Annotated in this window: 14 protein-coding genes; 8 read left to right on the forward strand and 6 right to left on the reverse strand. The window is 46.3% G+C overall.

What is annotated here, in order from left to right; translation table 11 throughout:
* Positions 1 to 9: 9 nt before the first annotated feature.
* The 6 genes from SVI_RS19385 (at position 10) to SVI_RS19410 (ending at position 5,659) form a co-directional block, all read left to right on the forward strand.
* On the forward strand, positions 10 to 669 hold the full coding sequence (locus SVI_RS19385; protein ID WP_041420117.1) for a DUF3261 domain-containing protein: 660 nt from the start codon (positions 10 to 12) through the stop codon (positions 667 to 669).
* Positions 670 to 723: 54 nt separating this feature from the next.
* Positions 724 to 1,935: a beta-ketoacyl-[acyl-carrier-protein] synthase family protein gene (locus SVI_RS19390; RefSeq protein ID WP_013053366.1), complete on the forward strand. Its 1,212-nt coding sequence runs from the start codon at positions 724 to 726 to the stop codon at positions 1,933 to 1,935.
* 14 nt (positions 1,936 to 1,949) lie between these two features.
* Entirely contained in the window at positions 1,950 to 2,435 is a 486-nt protein-coding gene (locus SVI_RS19395) for a hotdog family protein (protein WP_041420483.1), read from the forward strand.
* The gene (locus tag SVI_RS19400; protein ID WP_013053368.1) at positions 2,432 to 3,166 is read left to right on the forward strand and encodes a 3-ketoacyl-ACP reductase FabG2; all 735 of its coding nucleotides are present in this window, start codon (positions 2,432 to 2,434) and stop codon (positions 3,164 to 3,166) included. The genes SVI_RS19395 and SVI_RS19400 overlap by 4 nt, the downstream gene beginning before the upstream one ends.
* A complete protein-coding gene (locus SVI_RS19405) occupies positions 3,166 to 4,401 on the forward strand; it encodes a beta-ketoacyl-ACP synthase (protein ID WP_013053369.1) in 1,236 nt (411 codons plus the stop codon). The genes SVI_RS19400 and SVI_RS19405 overlap by 1 nt, the downstream gene beginning before the upstream one ends.
* A 664-nt stretch (positions 4,402 to 5,065) precedes the next feature.
* Positions 5,066 to 5,659 (forward strand): 2OG-Fe(II) oxygenase, encoded by a 594-nt coding sequence (locus tag SVI_RS19410; protein WP_013053370.1) that lies wholly within the window; start codon positions 5,066 to 5,068, stop codon positions 5,657 to 5,659.
* A 184-nt stretch (positions 5,660 to 5,843) separates the two neighbouring features.
* Here the strand turns inward: SVI_RS19410 and dtd are convergent, their stop codons facing one another.
* The 4 genes from dtd to SVI_RS19430 all read right to left on the reverse strand — a co-directional run bounded on the left by dtd (position 5,844) and on the right by SVI_RS19430 (position 8,822).
* Positions 5,844 to 6,281, reverse strand: a complete 438-nt coding sequence (dtd, locus tag SVI_RS19415) for a D-aminoacyl-tRNA deacylase (protein ID WP_013053372.1) — start codon at positions 6,279 to 6,281, stop codon at positions 5,844 to 5,846.
* Between the two features lie 84 nt (positions 6,282 to 6,365).
* Positions 6,366 to 6,923, reverse strand: coding sequence for a hypothetical protein (locus SVI_RS19420; RefSeq protein ID WP_013053373.1), 558 nt, complete (start codon positions 6,921 to 6,923; stop codon positions 6,366 to 6,368).
* Between the two features lie 4 nt (positions 6,924 to 6,927).
* Positions 6,928 to 7,869 (reverse strand): alpha/beta fold hydrolase, encoded by a 942-nt coding sequence (locus SVI_RS19425; RefSeq protein ID WP_013053374.1) that lies wholly within the window; start codon positions 7,867 to 7,869, stop codon positions 6,928 to 6,930.
* A complete protein-coding gene (locus SVI_RS19430; RefSeq protein WP_049791199.1) occupies positions 7,866 to 8,822 on the reverse strand; it encodes a virulence factor BrkB family protein in 957 nt (318 codons plus the stop codon). The genes SVI_RS19425 and SVI_RS19430 overlap by 4 nt, the downstream gene beginning before the upstream one ends.
* A gap of 161 nt (positions 8,823 to 8,983) precedes the next feature.
* Between SVI_RS19430 and SVI_RS19435 the strand changes: the two genes are divergently transcribed.
* On the forward strand, positions 8,984 to 9,205 hold the full coding sequence (locus SVI_RS19435; protein ID WP_013053376.1) for a hypothetical protein: 222 nt from the start codon (positions 8,984 to 8,986) through the stop codon (positions 9,203 to 9,205).
* A 54-nt stretch (positions 9,206 to 9,259) separates the two neighbouring features.
* Positions 9,260 to 9,907, forward strand: coding sequence for a DUF2959 domain-containing protein (locus SVI_RS19440; RefSeq protein ID WP_013053377.1), 648 nt, complete (start codon positions 9,260 to 9,262; stop codon positions 9,905 to 9,907).
* 243 nt (positions 9,908 to 10,150) lie between these two features.
* On the opposite strand, the gene SVI_RS19445 is transcribed toward SVI_RS19440, so the two are convergent.
* Both SVI_RS19445 and typA read right to left on the reverse strand, forming a co-directional pair.
* Complete coding sequence (locus tag SVI_RS19445) at positions 10,151 to 11,410, reverse strand: glycerophosphodiester phosphodiesterase family protein (protein WP_041420119.1); 1,260 nt, start codon at positions 11,408 to 11,410, stop codon at positions 10,151 to 10,153.
* 1,057 nt (positions 11,411 to 12,467) lie between these two features.
* On the reverse strand, positions 12,468 to 14,279 hold the full coding sequence (gene typA, locus SVI_RS19455) for a translational GTPase TypA (protein ID WP_157608738.1): 1,812 nt from the start codon (positions 14,277 to 14,279) through the stop codon (positions 12,468 to 12,470).
* Between the last annotated feature and the right edge of the window lie 334 nt (positions 14,280 to 14,613).

The raw sequence follows: 14,613 nt of genomic DNA on the forward strand, positions 1-14,613 counted from the left end.
GGGGTGTCCATGATTTCATTCAGCTTACTTATTAGACTAAAACGCAAGCTTAACAACGTAATAGCCCTGAGTGCCATTAGCTCCTTGGTATTAATCTTGTCCGCCTGCAGTCAGACTTTTCAGCGACAAACTTGTGTAGCACTGGCCAAAGAGGTGAATTATTGTTTGGCTCCAATTCCCTTAGACGAAACTAATCAGAGCTGGATACGCTCGGCGACCCAAAAAGCCGGTATCAGAGTCGACTCTTCTCAACATGAGCTGATGACACAAGTCGAGATTGGCGCCAATAAGCTCACCTTAGTCGGACTGGCCCCCTTGGGTCAGGCACTGTTTACCTTAACCTATGACGGCAGCACGCTCACCAGTGAGCAGAGTGCTTTATTGGGAAATGAGTTCAAAGCTGAGTATCTACTGGCTCTTATTCAGTTGATATATTGGCCCGAAGAGACTGTAAATGCTCATTTACAGGGAGCTAAACTAAGCTCAAGTGATTGTGGTGCGTCTAAGTGTCGAAAAATATATGCTATCGAGCAGACGAGCAATATAAATACAGGCACGCAGAATGAAAGTATTGTGAATATCGCGTACAGTCATGATAATCCATGGCAGGCAGAGATAGAGCTGAAGATACCCCAAGCTAAATTTGAGTTAACACTAACGCCAATTTAAAGCCCAGTATTTTCCATAGCCCCCATTATCAAAAAGTTAAGAAAAATAGAGACTATGACTAAAATAGCCATCTCACACTTAGGCTTGTGCACCCCTTTGGGCAAGACTGCTGAAACCTTACTATCTCGGCTTTCAAAGGGAGATACAGGCTCGATGAAGACTCGAACCGATATCATCCCAGATGCCGCAACCTTAGTGGGAGAAGTAAGCTTCGACTTGCCTGTGATACCCGAGCATCTGGCCAGGTTTGACTGCCGCAACAATCGGCTACTCCTGTGTGCTGCAGAGCAAATTGCTCCTAGAGTGGTCCAGGCAATAGCAGACTGGGGCCCTCAAAGAGTAGCTGTTGTCATAGGCACCAGTACATCTGGGATCGGAGCAGGTGAAGATGCCCTGAAGATAAGATCCCAAACCGGGGCCTTTCCAGAACAATACCTGTATTCCCAGCAAGAGCTAGGTAACACTAGTGACTTTTTACGCCACTACTTCAATATTTCCGGGCCTTGTTACACAGTATCTACCGCTTGTTCATCTAGCGCCAAGGTCTTCGCCAGTGCCAGACGCCTACTCCATGCAGATCTTTGCGATCTGGTGATCGTCGGTGGCGGCGACAGCCTTTGCAAGCTGACCCTTAACGGTTTTAGCTCGCTGGAATCTGTCTCCAAGGGTCAGTGTAACCCCTTCAGTGCTAACCGGGATGGCATCAACATAGGTGAAGGCGCCGCACTATTTACACTGGAAAGGCTAACCGCTGACGATACCCACAGTGTGATCTTAGCGGGTATTGGTGAGTCCAGTGACGCCCACCATATCTCGGCACCGCATCCTGAAGGCCGCGGCGCCATAGCGGCTATTCAGTCGGCACTAGAAGACGCAGGTCTTACTGCTGCAGATATCGATTACATCAACCTACATGGCACGGCGACCAAGAAAAATGATGCCATGGAAAGCAGAGCAATTAAGCAGGTCTTCGGCTCAGCGCCTCCGCCCTGTAGCTCCACCAAGCCAATCACAGGCCATACCTTAGGTGCCGCCGGCGCTATAGAGGCAGCATTTTGTTACCTGCTACTGAGCCAGGAAAGTAGCCGACAAACCTTGCCGCCACAGATATGGGATGAGGTTCAAGATCCCCAAGATCCGCCACTTCCCTTAGTTAGCCAAGGCCAAAGTGCTGAAGTTAACTTTTTGATGAGCAACTCCTTCGCCTTCGGCGGAAGTAACGCCAGCCTCATACTCGCCAGAAACCCGCGAGGGAAAGATAAATAATGAGTCCGAAACAGATGTCACCCCAAATACTATCTCAGATGGCGATTGCAGATGTGATCCCCCATAGAGATCCTATGATCTTGATCGATCGCCTCATCAGCTATGAAACCGACAGCCTCTTGACCCAGGTAGATATCAGCGAACTCAGTCCCTATTTCGATGCCGAGCTCGAGGGCGTACCGAATTACGTTGGTATCGAGTATATGGCTCAGAGCATTGCCGCCCTCGCAGGTGTGGAAGCTAAATCCCGTGGTGATATTATCCGCGTCGGTTTCTTGCTTGGCACTCGTAAGCTGCAGATGCACATACCCAAGTACCAGCTGGGAGAGAGTTATCAGACTCGGGTCACCAGACTCTACCAAGAGGAATCTGGGCTGGCGGTATTCGATTGCCAGATATTCCATGGACAAACTCTAGTCGCGACAGCGAATGTGAATGTATTTCAGCCTCAGGATATTGAAACCTACATATCTGAGAGCAAGCAGGAAGAAAATAAATGAACAACAAAAACAAAAGAGTACTGATCACAGGTTCGAGCCGCGGCATAGGAAAAGCCATAGCCTTACAGTTGGCAGAAGCCGGATTTGATATCGCCCTGCACTTTCACAGTAATGTCGAAGCAGCCGAGCAGACTAAGCGCGAGCTTATTGCACTGGGTGTCTCAGTTTCTTACCTGCAGTTTGATATCGCCCATCGCGAGCAAGTCAAAGCCGCCATCACAGCCGATATCGAGCACCATGGCGCCTATTATGGCGTGATACTCAATGCGGGGATTAATTGCGATACTGCATTTCCCGCCATGACAGAAAATGAATGGGACAAGGTAGTACATACCAACTTAGATGGTTTCTACAATGTGATTCATCCCACCATAATGCCGATGATCCAGACTCGCCAAGGTGGTCGCATCATCACTATGGCATCGGTATCCGGTATCGCAGGTAACAGAGGTCAGGTAAATTACAGCGCCTCTAAAGCCGGCATAATAGGCGCTACTAAGGCCCTATCTCTTGAGTTAGCTAAACGTAAGATCACCGTAAACTGCATAGCTCCAGGGCTTATCGAGACAGATATGGTAGCTGATTTCCCCAAAGATATGATCAAAGATATCGTGCCGATGCGACGCATGGGTAAGCCTGCTGAAGTCGCCGGTTTAGCCAAGTTTTTGATGTCTGAAGATGCAGCTTACATCACCAGGCAAGTTATCTCGGTCAACGGAGGCATGATCTAATGTCCAGACGTGTAGTGATCACAGGCATAGGGGGTATATCCAGCCTAGGCCAAGATTGGCCGACTATCGCCAGAAATTTAAAAGCTCAGAAAAACTGCGTGGTTCGCTTCGATGAATGGGACAGATATGATGGTCTCAACACCCGCCTAGCGGCTCCGGTGACAGACTTCGAGAAACCAGCACACTACTCGCGTAAAAAGGTACGCTCCATGGGACGCGTCTCTTTAATGGCAACCAGAGCCAGTGAACTCGCCCTTATAGATGCAAACCTACTCGATGACCCGGTTGTCAGTTCCGGAGCTATGGGCATAGCCTACGGCTCATCGACAGGCAGTACAGATCCCATCATAGCCTTCGGCGACATGCTCAAGCATGGCGACATGTCGGGCATCACCGCCACCAGCTATATTCGCATGATGGCCCACACGACTGCCGTCAACGTGGGAGTTTTCTTCGGTCTCAAGGGCCGGGTGCACACCACCAGCAGCGCCTGTACCTCGGGCAGTCAGGGAATAGGTTATGCCTATGAAGCGATAAAATATGGTCAGCAAGACCTGATGCTTGCCGGCGGCGGCGAGGAGTTATGCGCCACCGAAGCCGTCGTCTTCGATACTCTATTTGCCACCAGCACCAAGAATGATTCACCTGAGTTGAGCCCTAGCCCCTTCGATAAGAATCGTGATGGCCTGGTTATCGGTGAAGGAGCTTGTACCTTAGTGCTCGAAGAGCTGGAGCATGCTCAATCTAGGGGCGCTAAGATCTATGCCGAAATCGTCGGCTTTGGCACTAACTCAGATGGCCTGCATGTGACTCAGCCCAATGCGACCACCATGGAAATCGCCATCAGGCATGCACTGAAAGATGCCCAACTGGCTCCCGATGCCATCGGCTACGTCAGCGCCCATGGTACTGCGACAGATAGAGGCGATATCGCCGAGACTCAAGCTACCAGCTCAGTGTTTGGTCCTAACATGCCAATCTCATCTCTCAAAAGCTACACGGGACACACCTTAGGTGCCTGCGGTGCACTAGAAGCTTGGGTCAGCATAGAGATGATGAATGCAGGCTGGTTCGCACCAACACTAAATTTGACCGAGATAGATCCCGCTTGCGGCGAGTTAGATTACATCCGAGATGACATTCGCCATATAGACACAGATCATGTGATGAGTAACAATTTCGCCTTCGGTGGCATCAACACCTCACTGATTTTTAAACGCTGGAATAACGACTAGATATCAGCATCTGCTTTAAATATAAGCATTAACTCTAAAAGCTACAGGCGCCTCATGGCGCCTGTGCTAATTATGCTGCGATAGGATCCCTTCTCCATTACCTAGGCCCATACGCTTTAGATTTCACCTCTCGATTCTATCAAGCCAGTAAATCTAACCATAACAATAATAAGACGGATAAAATTAATCCCGCCAGCCTAAAATTAAGGGCTTACCATAGACGGTTTAAACTTCATATCTCGATTCTATCAAGCCAGTAAATCTAACCATAACAATAATAAGACGGATAAAATTAATCCCGCCAGCCTAAAATTAAGGGCTTACCATAGACGGTTTAAACTTCATATCTCGATTCTATCAAGCCAGTAAATCTAACCATAAAAACAATAAAGCGGATGACACTCATCCAATCAGCCTAAAAAATAGCAGCAATCACCACATGGGATCTTGGGCAAGAGACAGAATCACGACTAATAGCAAATGATATAAGTATCCAGCTTAGGATATGCATCATAGAAAAAAGTACATGTTTTAAGGTAAAATACCTGTTAGCTAGGGCTTAGCCATAAGCGTATACCTGGGATTTGGCCTATATATTTTAACTAAGTTATGGGCTGAGGTTATTCGTACCTATGAATAACCTATTTATTTTAGAAGAGAAATTATGACTCCAATTTCAACTTACGAAAACATCATAGATGAATTAGCTGACAAGGATTATGTGGTGGTTGATGGCCTGATCGAGCCTGAGATATTATTCGAATTGAAAACTGAGCTTCTCAAAAAGCACACCGAGAATGAGTTAAAACGAGCCGAAATCGGCAATGGTGCCAACAGCTCAGTCAATGATCTTATTCGATCGGATAAAATCTCATGGATTGACAAAGATTCCAAGGTCTCCTGCGAACAGGATTACTATCAAGCTGTACATGCCTTCTATAGCTATCTGAATCGAGCCTGCTTCACTGGAATTTCTGACTTCGAATTTCATTACGCCTGTTATGAGCAAGGCACTTTCTACCAGAAACACATAGATCGCTTCAAGAATGACTCTAATCGTAAGTTTTCTTTTATCACTTATCTAAATGACACTTGGCAACAAGGAGATGGTGGTGAGCTAAAGCTACATCTCGACGATGAAGTTATCCAAGTCGAGCCTATTTTTGGTAAAACCGTTATCTTCAAAAGCCATCTCATCGAGCATGAAGTGGTGGAGAATCATAAACAAAGATTTAGTGTGACTGGCTGGCTGAAATAAAAAGAGAGCTCTGGGTTAGCTTAGCTTGCCCAGATCAGGCTTACTGCCCCTTAGGTGCCGTCTCTACTTGGCATCGGCTAGGATTAAATCGCCTCCCAAGCCGACAAGAGTTTGTCTATATTTTCCAGCTTATCTGAGTCTTGCGGTTCAGCAAATTTATCTAAATTCGCGGACAAGGCTTAGTCTATACAGTGAGATTGAAGGTAACAGGCCCATCATTAACTAGGCTCACCTGCATATCTGCAGCAAACTCGCCGGACTGGGTTGTCACCCCTTTAGACTGACAGAATGCGATAAACTCTTCATATAACACTCTTGCCAGATCCGGCGTAGCGGCCCCAGAGAAACTAGGCCTCAAGCCACGTCCAGTATCGGCCGCCAGTGTAAACTGCGAGACCACCAGCAAGGAGCCTCCCGCCTGCTGAAGATTTAGGTTCATCTTGCCATTTTCATCTGAAAAGACACGATAACTCATCACCTTAGTGGCTAACCTTTCCATTTTAGCCGTGTCATCTTCACGCTCAACGCCAAGCAGTACCAATAAACCTTTATCGATTGCACCGATAGTTTCGCCATCGACATCGACCTTGGCCTGTTTAACTCGCTGTATAAGGGCTATCACGTTTCAATTTACTCTTATTGATAAGAAGTTCCTAGATTCTAGGAACTAGGAACTAGGAAATTAAGTGGATCACAAAGACTGATATTACTGCATTACCGGGATAGGCTTTATAAGCAGCTCTGAGTCTTTTGGCAGCGAATGGGCAACCTGACGTAGACCTTCGTCAGTCCACAACATGAATTTTCTGATCTCTTCCATCTCTATGGTGTTAACGAAGGTCGCAGCGCCTTGCACCTGAATCACTGCACCCTTGTCTCTGAGCGTGAACTTGGCGAAATTCAGCTTATGGTTGAGTGTGCCGATTATGATAAGCAGTTCTCTACTGCCTATAAGTTTGGGATGAACCGCATAGAAACGGTTCATCATGATGCGATCTACGCCATTGGGATTAATGCTTGGTTGCAGCAAAAACTGGTTATCATCAAACTGCAGGGCAATCCTATTTGGACCCGCCATAGTCGCCAGATAATTCTTATGAACTAAGGCTTCGAATAAGGTTTTAGTCGCTTGTTCATTTGTCATGCCGCCTAAGGTTACACTCTCTGGCGCCACAACAGCTGCAGTCGCAGCCCCATCGCTACTATCCGTTGCCGCGCAGGCACTCAATGTGATGGCTAAGCCTGCGATAATAAATTTTTTCATTTATCTATATTTCCTTAATGTTATCTGCCATTTTCCGTAGTGCATAGACGACTTCTTGAAACATCTTATCATCGGCTAATCCATGATACCCACTTTTAATCACTGAATAATTTATGCTGTCACAGCCAAACTCAATTAAGAAATTTTCAACTAACTGAGTGGGGCAGACCCAATCCATCTCCCCCTGTAATATAAGGGTTGGAGCCTGAATCCGAGCTGATATTTCTCGCATTAATGAATAAGCCCCAAAATATTGATGACTGGCATAGTGGAGTTCTATTTCGGCTAAACTTCTACTGACGGCGGCGTCTCTGTTAGACCTCTGAGATGCTGGCATAGCAAGCACCGACTCCCAAGCTAACCAAGCACAAATATAATGATGACGAGTATCGGCATCCTTATGTTTAAATCCCAGTCGAAAGGTTGTGAATAACTGTTCGACACTGGAACAGAAAGGCGCAAGAGCAGTAAAAGCTAAATACTCATCAGCGAACAGCTTGGCAGCCCCTTTATGGGAATACAGCCAATTTGTGCCATCCTCACTAGGAATGAACAGGCCCCAATATACCTGAGACAGCACTTTTTCAGGATACAGGCCACTATAGAGCATGCCTAAAGTGGCGCCAAAAGACCCGCCGACTAAGCACCAAGCCGGAATATCGAGCCAGAGTCGAACTTTTTCCAGATCTTTAAGCAAGGCCAATAGATTATTACTATTAATCTCCCCCAGAGGCTTAGAACGCCCTGAACCCCGCTGGTCTAACATCAACACACGACAGTTATCGCCAAACAGGGCTAATTCGCCCCCCATACAACCCGCACCGGGTCCACCATGAAGATATAGTATTGGGACCCCATCAGGATCACCGTATTGCGCCAGATGAAGCTGGTGCCCATCACCCACATCTAGCCAATCCCGGCGAATAAATGTGGGTAAGTAGGTCATAGCTTGGTCACTTTCTCTGTCGATACCTCAGCTAGGTTAGCGGTAACTTTTTGTTCGGCCTTCTGTTCAGGCTCCACTTCTAAGCTGTGACTAGTGTAAGAAATATTAGTTGCTGCCACATCTTTAGCGGATGCAGTTTCAGATGACGTCTCAGGAAAGCTTGGTAATTTCTTATCCAGATATTCTGGCAAGGCAGCCGTTATTTCGGCGCCGATCAAGACGATCATCCAGGAGAGGTATACCCACATGAACAAGATAGGAATCGTTGCCAAGGCACCATATATGGCCTCGTAACTCGGAAATTGAGTCAAATAGAAGGCGAAGCCTTTCTTACCAAACTCGAATAATAGCGCCGCAGCAATGGCCCCTAACAAGGCATGAAAAAATTTAACCTTAGTATTAGGCACAACCATATAAATAAGTAAGAAGGTGGCGACCGAGAAAAACATAGGTAAGCGCTCCACCAGCAGAGGCACTACTCCCGTGAGATCGGCGCCATTGAATACCTTTAGTGATACCACGTAAGAAGTTGCCACTAGGCTTGCCCCCATCAATACAGGGCCAAGAGTTAACACCATCCAATACATGGAAAATGACACCACCATGGAGCGCTTCTCCGTGGTGCGCCAAATACTATTGATAGACTTATCTATGTTAGATATCAGCATGATGGCCACTACCATCAGTGCCGCTATACCCACAGCAGTCCCCTTGGAAGCATTATCGACAAATTCATTGATATAAACCTGAACACTGTCACCGGCAGAAGGCAGAAAATTTTCATAGATAAAGCTTTCTATCTGGCCCCTGATCTCACTAAATACCGGAAAGGCTGACAGCATAGACATGGTCACTGCCACCATAGGCACCAATGACAATAGGGTGACATAGGCCAGATGCCCCGCACGAATATTGATCTGGTCTTCTGCTAATCTCTGTTTTAGATGTACCATAAAGTGCCAAATACTTAGCCCCAAGGTACGAAAATGTGTTCCATCTATCTTATTTATCACTGCGATCTCTTGATTGTGTTGATTTGAGGGTTGGTATTGAATCCGTATATTCGTACAATAAAGCTTATAACCTAAGATATACAAGTATAAGGAGTAAATAGATGTCGCAACAAGGATCGGCAGGTAACGTGATTGCCGCTATCGCAAGCTTCTTTATTGCAGGCCTAGGTCAATTAGTTCAAGGACGAATTTTTTCAGCGCTTATATTCTGCATCGTCATTTACACTGGTTATTTCTTCTGGGTATTGATAATTCCTCCTATTATTGGCTTTATTGTCCATGTTTGGTGTGTCATAGATGCCGCAAAATTCAAAGCCAATTAACTTATTAAATAGATCAAATTCTGTTCCCAGCTATGGACAAGGAAAATCCAAAAAATGAAGAGACACATATCAATTGCCATCCTGGCCACCAGCTTACTCTTGACGGGCTGTCAGAGTGCCTATTATGGTGCCATGGAGAAAGTCGGTTATCACAAGCGTGATATCATGGTCGACCGGGTAGAAGATGCCAGAGAGTCTCAACAAGAGGCTCAGAAGCAATTTAGCTCGGCGCTGGAAGAGATGCAGGCCCTGCTTAACCATGATGGTGGCGATCTGGAGACAGCCTATAATAAGGCCAAAGATGAATATGAATCCTCTCAGAAAGCTGCCGATGATGTCAGCAATCGTATCGAAAAGGTAGAAGATGTAGCCGATGCTCTATTCGATGAATGGCAAACCGAAATAGGCGAAATAAGTAAGGCTAGCCTACGCCGTAGTAGTGAGAGCAAGCTGCGTGAGACTCAAGGTTCATATAAACAGTTAGTTCGTACTATGAAGCGCGCCGAAAGCAAGATGGCACCAGTACTCACCGCAATGAAAGACAACATGCTCTACCTGAAGCATAACTTGAATGCCCAGGCGATCGGAGCCATGAAGGGTGAATTTTCCAGCCTGCAGACCGATATCTCTGGTTTAATCCAAGAGATGAACAAGTCTATCGCTGAATCCAATAAGTTTATCGCAGCTATGGAAGGCAACTAGGTTTTAGGACCTAGTCATACCAATCCATCTAAAATAAACAAGATAACGCCCTGAACATATATGCTCAGGGCTTTTTTGTAGCTTGTGTTCTTCATATCCGAATACCCCAGCCATAAGCTAATGAGCGGCTGAAACAGCTTCTAGCCTGACCCCATCGTATTCAAATATCTGCTGTTAGCCGCATTGCTCTACATCACCTTAGGGCTAGTGACCTTAGCCAGCTCCGTTTGCTACTTGTTACTCTTATCTGCCAGTACAGTTGGCATAGTAAGTCACGGTTGATGGCCAATCAGAAAACACACCCATCACGCCGATATCTTTAGCCAATACATCCAGTAGCTCAAACACATCGCCTTCGTTGTCGATGGCATCAGAGATACTTTGATAGTACCAACCACCACCTTGGCTCAGCAGGCCGGAGCGCTCCAATGACCAGGCGATGATCTTCAGTCCAGCATCGTTGGCGGCATTTGCATATGCAGAAGGAACCAGTGTGCCTTCGTTATCCAGAGTGACCAACACCCACAGAGGCGGAGCGATAATTTCCACGCCTTGATCCTTCAAATCCGTCATCGAGGGGACCCAGCTGGTCTCGCTCAGTGGATCGAAGCCAGCATCATCGTATCTATCATCGAGAAACACAGCTTGAGTCGCAAACGCAGGGGCGTTGGCTAACCAATAGGTTATATCTTCGAGATGGAAAGACTGAGGGTAAACACGAGCAGGGTCGATACCAGCAGCCGTGTATTCGTCGAGCATCTTCTGGGCATAGTCTTGCTGACTAAAACCATCGAAGGGCATCTGCACACTGGCCTCTTTGAGCTCAGGAGTCATTTTAATTCCAGCCTTATCGAACAGCTGAATACTCTCGGCGTGGGTCATCAGGGTACCTTTGCCGGAATAGAGATCTGTTCGCCAATTGGCTGTACCGGCCATATACTCTTCGACACTGGTGGCATTAGGATTGGCACCATCCATCTTGCCCCTTAAGGTCTTAAATTCGGCTAAGGTAATATCACTGGTGCAGCATGTTGCGCTAGCTGTTACACCATTGAGAGGGTCGGCTGGACTGAAAGGGCTAGTGCACTGGCTGGCAAGTTCAGGCATGGCCAATATATTGGTAGTGGTCGCCAGATCACACTGGGAGTGGCGACAAACCAAAGCCTTGTCTGAGGTGAAGGTGACGTCGCACTCCACTATACCTGCGCCCGAGTCGATGGCCGCCTGGTAGGATTCTCTGGTGTGCTCAGGGAACTGCATAGGTGCGCCTCTATGACCGATGGAGAAGTCACTGCGATAGAAATTGTCGCTGGCGCATTGCTCCAGCTGTGTCTTGAGTTGGCTATCTTGCATCTGGTTTACCAGAAACAAGGGTCTGAGACCGATTTGGGCGACAACTTTAGCCTGAGGATCATTGTTGTCATTATCATTACAGGCCGTCAGCACTAGGCTAGTCACAAGCGTCAGTAGTAGCGCACTAGGCGTAAGGTTATTCTTGTTCATCAGTACATCCGTGATTATGAAAGAAAGCATTCCTTGAGAAAGTGATTAGATATATCACTGCCTTAACATTCCCGCCGACTTAGTGGCTGGGGCAATATAAAATCATGACTAACAGGTAAGCATATACAGTTAACGTTAACCTGCTGATCCCATTTAAGATATCCAGATCCAAACACCAGATGAGGACGTATCTATCTGGTACAGTATCTGAACTCTATGACACATTGATTAACTGGCCTTCGAAGCTACACCGGCCTTTAAATAAATGCTGATTTAGCTTCTGGCTGAGTAGATATTGGGGGGCTGTTTGAAGGTTGTTCCTTCATGGTAACCAAACGCCTGTCCGACGGGAGATGTGTACTCTTACTTTGACAAGAGTCTGCGATACGGCGTGAATATATTCCCGTAGGTTCTTCGGCAGTATCTATGTTGCCGAAGCTCTCAGCTGCACCTACACTGAGTTTTTCAAAGACTTTAAATAATCCATTTATTACTAATCTAGCAAATTACCTAACTCTCTTCTCTCCGTGAGTTACTGAACGTAAACTCCAATCAAAGAAATGAATAACCTGATGTAGATGCGGCTGTGTGCTTCGGTTTCAGAGTGAGGCTTCACTTAGTGGAGCTCTTCGAACGAGAGGCATGGATGCCGAACTGGCAGTTTAACAAGGACGTTATTGGAAACCGCAGAGCAGCCATGGATGGCTTCATAGCGTCCCACAGAAGTAGCTACATATAAGCTTGCTGCAAGCAATAAACACCAATGGCACTACGGTAATTAGCAAACTAATCAAATAACAATGAAGCCAAATGAATCAAACCAATAAACTGACGCTATCTGCCAGTCCGCAGATACAAATCCCCTCTATCGCTATCCCTGCGATCGGGGATAATTCATACTTAAAAGAGGCCCTGTACAAATACCAGTACTTGTCCATCCCTGGGTACTGGCATAAATGTTCCCGACATAAAAAAGCCCTGAACATTTTCATGTTCAGGGCTTTTCTTACGTAATTCGAAACCTTAGGTTTCGGCTAACATAACCAAGTCAAATAGATTACTTGCGGTTATGACGCTTACGATCGTTCTCATTCAAGTAACGCTTACGAACACGAACGTTCAACGGCGTTACTTCTACCAACTCATCATCATCGATAAACTCAAGCGCCTGCTCGAGTGTCATGTTGATAGGTGGAGTCAGTACTTGTGCTTCATCGGTACCCGATGCACGCATGTTAGTCAGCTGCTTACCTTTCAAACAGTTAACAGTTAAGTCATTTGCGCGAGCATGAAGACCGACAACCTGACCTTCATACACTTCTGCAGCGTGACCAATAAATAGACGACCACGAGCCTGAAGGTTAAACAGAGCGAAAGTCAGTGCTTTACCAGTACCGTTAGAGATCAATACGCCACGAGCACGCTGACCGATATCGCCGCCTTTCACTGGACCGTAATGGTCGAATGAATGGTAGATAAGACCTGAACCAGAAGTAGCAGTCATGAAATCAGTTTGGAAACCGATTAGACCACGACTTGGGATAACGAAGTCGATACGAACACGACCCTTACCGTCTAGCTGCATGTCTTTCATATCAGCTTTACGGATACCAAGCTTCTCGATAACAGAACCTTGATGCTGCTCTTCAATATCAACAGTCAAGTTTTCGAATGGCTCACACATCTCGCCATCGATCTCTTTAACGATAACTTCTGGACGAGAAACAGCTAGCTCGTAACCTTCACGACGCATGTTTTCGATTAGAATTGACAGGTGAAGCTCACCACGACCAGAAACACGGAAACGATCCGGGCTTTCAGTCTCTTCCACACGTAGCGCTACGTTGTGAACTAATTCACGCTGCAGACGCTCGAAGATGTTACGTGAAGTAACGTACTTACCTTCTTTACCAGCGAATGGAGAGGTGTTGACCTGGAAGGTCATTGTCAGAGTAGGCTCATCGACAGACAGTGGTGGCAATGCTTCTACGTTAGTAGTTGCACAGACAGTATCTGAGATAAGTAGTTGACCTAGACCTGTAATAGCCACGATGTCACCGGCATTACCGATTTCAACTTCGTTACGATCAAGACCCATGTAACCTAATACCTGGCCAACTTTACCGTTACGCTTAGTACCATCAGCACTGATTATAGTGACCTGCTGGTTAGTCTTGATACTACCGCGCTTGATGCGACCAATACCGATAACGCCAACATAGTTGTTGTAATCTATCTGAGAGATCTGCATCTGTAGATCACCAGTTGCATCAGCATCGGGTGAAGAAACTTTCTCGACGATAGTCTCGAACAGTGGCGTCATGTCGCCTTCAGTAATTTCAGGCTCCAGACCAGCGAAACCGTTCAATGCAGAAGCATAAACAATTGGGAAGTCCAACTGCTCATCGGTAGCGCCTAAGTTGTCGAACAGGTCGAAGACTTGGTCGATAACCCAATCAGGACGCGCACCAGGGCGGTCAATCTTGTTGATAACAACAATAGGCTTAAGGCCTAGGGCGAAAGCTTTCTTAGTTACGAAGCGAGTTTGTGGCATAGGGCCATCAACAGCGTCAACTAGAAGTAATACTGAATCAACCATAGAAAGTACACGCTCAACTTCACCACCGAAATCGGCGTGACCAGGAGTATCCACGATGTTGATGCGGTAATCATTCCACTTGATGGCAGTGTTCTTTGCAAGAATCGTGATTCCACGTTCCTTTTCAAGATCGTTTGAATCCATCACCCGCTCAGCGGCTTCTCCTCGGGTCTCAAGAGTTCCAGACTGCGCCAGCAACTTGTCTACCAGGGTAGTTTTACCATGGTCAACGTGTGCAATAATGGCGATGTTACGTAAATTCTCTAACACAGATAAACCTCTTACCATCTATATATTGTGGGATATTTGAAACAGCCTTAATAATAGCTGTTGCAATAAAAAACGTGCCATTCTACTCTAGCCTAGTGCTCTCGCACAGGATTATTTTTTAGTCAGCTATGAATAGTATGCTTGTCTGCCTTCGCACCATCATGGTGATCGCACCAAGATCGAACACTTAGCGCACCATAATGGTGCGAACTTTCATATATGCCTACAGCCTATCTTTAATATGTTATTAAAAATCATAAACTTATATTTTTGGCACGAGTCTCGCTTGCTAAGAGTCAGAATCGCATAAAAGCACTAATAAAGTTTAGAAATA

Origin of the sequence: Shewanella violacea DSS12, assembly GCF_000091325.1 — a bacterium.
Classification (GTDB): domain Bacteria; phylum Pseudomonadota; class Gammaproteobacteria; order Enterobacterales; family Shewanellaceae; genus Shewanella; species Shewanella violacea.

Coding starts and splice junctions, on each gene's coding strand:
- SVI_RS19435 (WP_013053376.1), top strand. CDS start 8,984: ATGTCGCAACAAGGATCGGCAGGTAACGTGATTGCCGCTATCGCAAGC.
- SVI_RS19385 (WP_041420117.1), top strand. CDS start 10: ATGATTTCATTCAGCTTACTTATTAGACTAAAACGCAAGCTTAACAAC.
- SVI_RS19425 (WP_013053374.1), bottom strand. CDS start 7,869: ATGACCTACTTACCCACATTTATTCGCCGGGATTGGCTAGATGTGGGT.
- SVI_RS19410 (WP_013053370.1), top strand. CDS start 5,066: ATGACTCCAATTTCAACTTACGAAAACATCATAGATGAATTAGCTGAC.
- SVI_RS19445 (WP_041420119.1), bottom strand. CDS start 11,410: ATGAACAAGAATAACCTTACGCCTAGTGCGCTACTACTGACGCTTGTG.
- SVI_RS19395 (WP_041420483.1), top strand. CDS start 1,950: ATGTCACCCCAAATACTATCTCAGATGGCGATTGCAGATGTGATCCCC.
- SVI_RS19400 (WP_013053368.1), top strand. CDS start 2,432: ATGAACAACAAAAACAAAAGAGTACTGATCACAGGTTCGAGCCGCGGC.
- SVI_RS19405 (WP_013053369.1), top strand. CDS start 3,166: ATGTCCAGACGTGTAGTGATCACAGGCATAGGGGGTATATCCAGCCTA.
- SVI_RS19390 (WP_013053366.1), top strand. CDS start 724: ATGACTAAAATAGCCATCTCACACTTAGGCTTGTGCACCCCTTTGGGC.
- SVI_RS19420 (WP_013053373.1), bottom strand. CDS start 6,923: ATGAAAAAATTTATTATCGCAGGCTTAGCCATCACATTGAGTGCCTGC.
- SVI_RS19430 (WP_049791199.1), bottom strand. CDS start 8,822: ATGGTACATCTAAAACAGAGATTAGCAGAAGACCAGATCAATATTCGT.
- SVI_RS19440 (WP_013053377.1), top strand. CDS start 9,260: ATGAAGAGACACATATCAATTGCCATCCTGGCCACCAGCTTACTCTTG.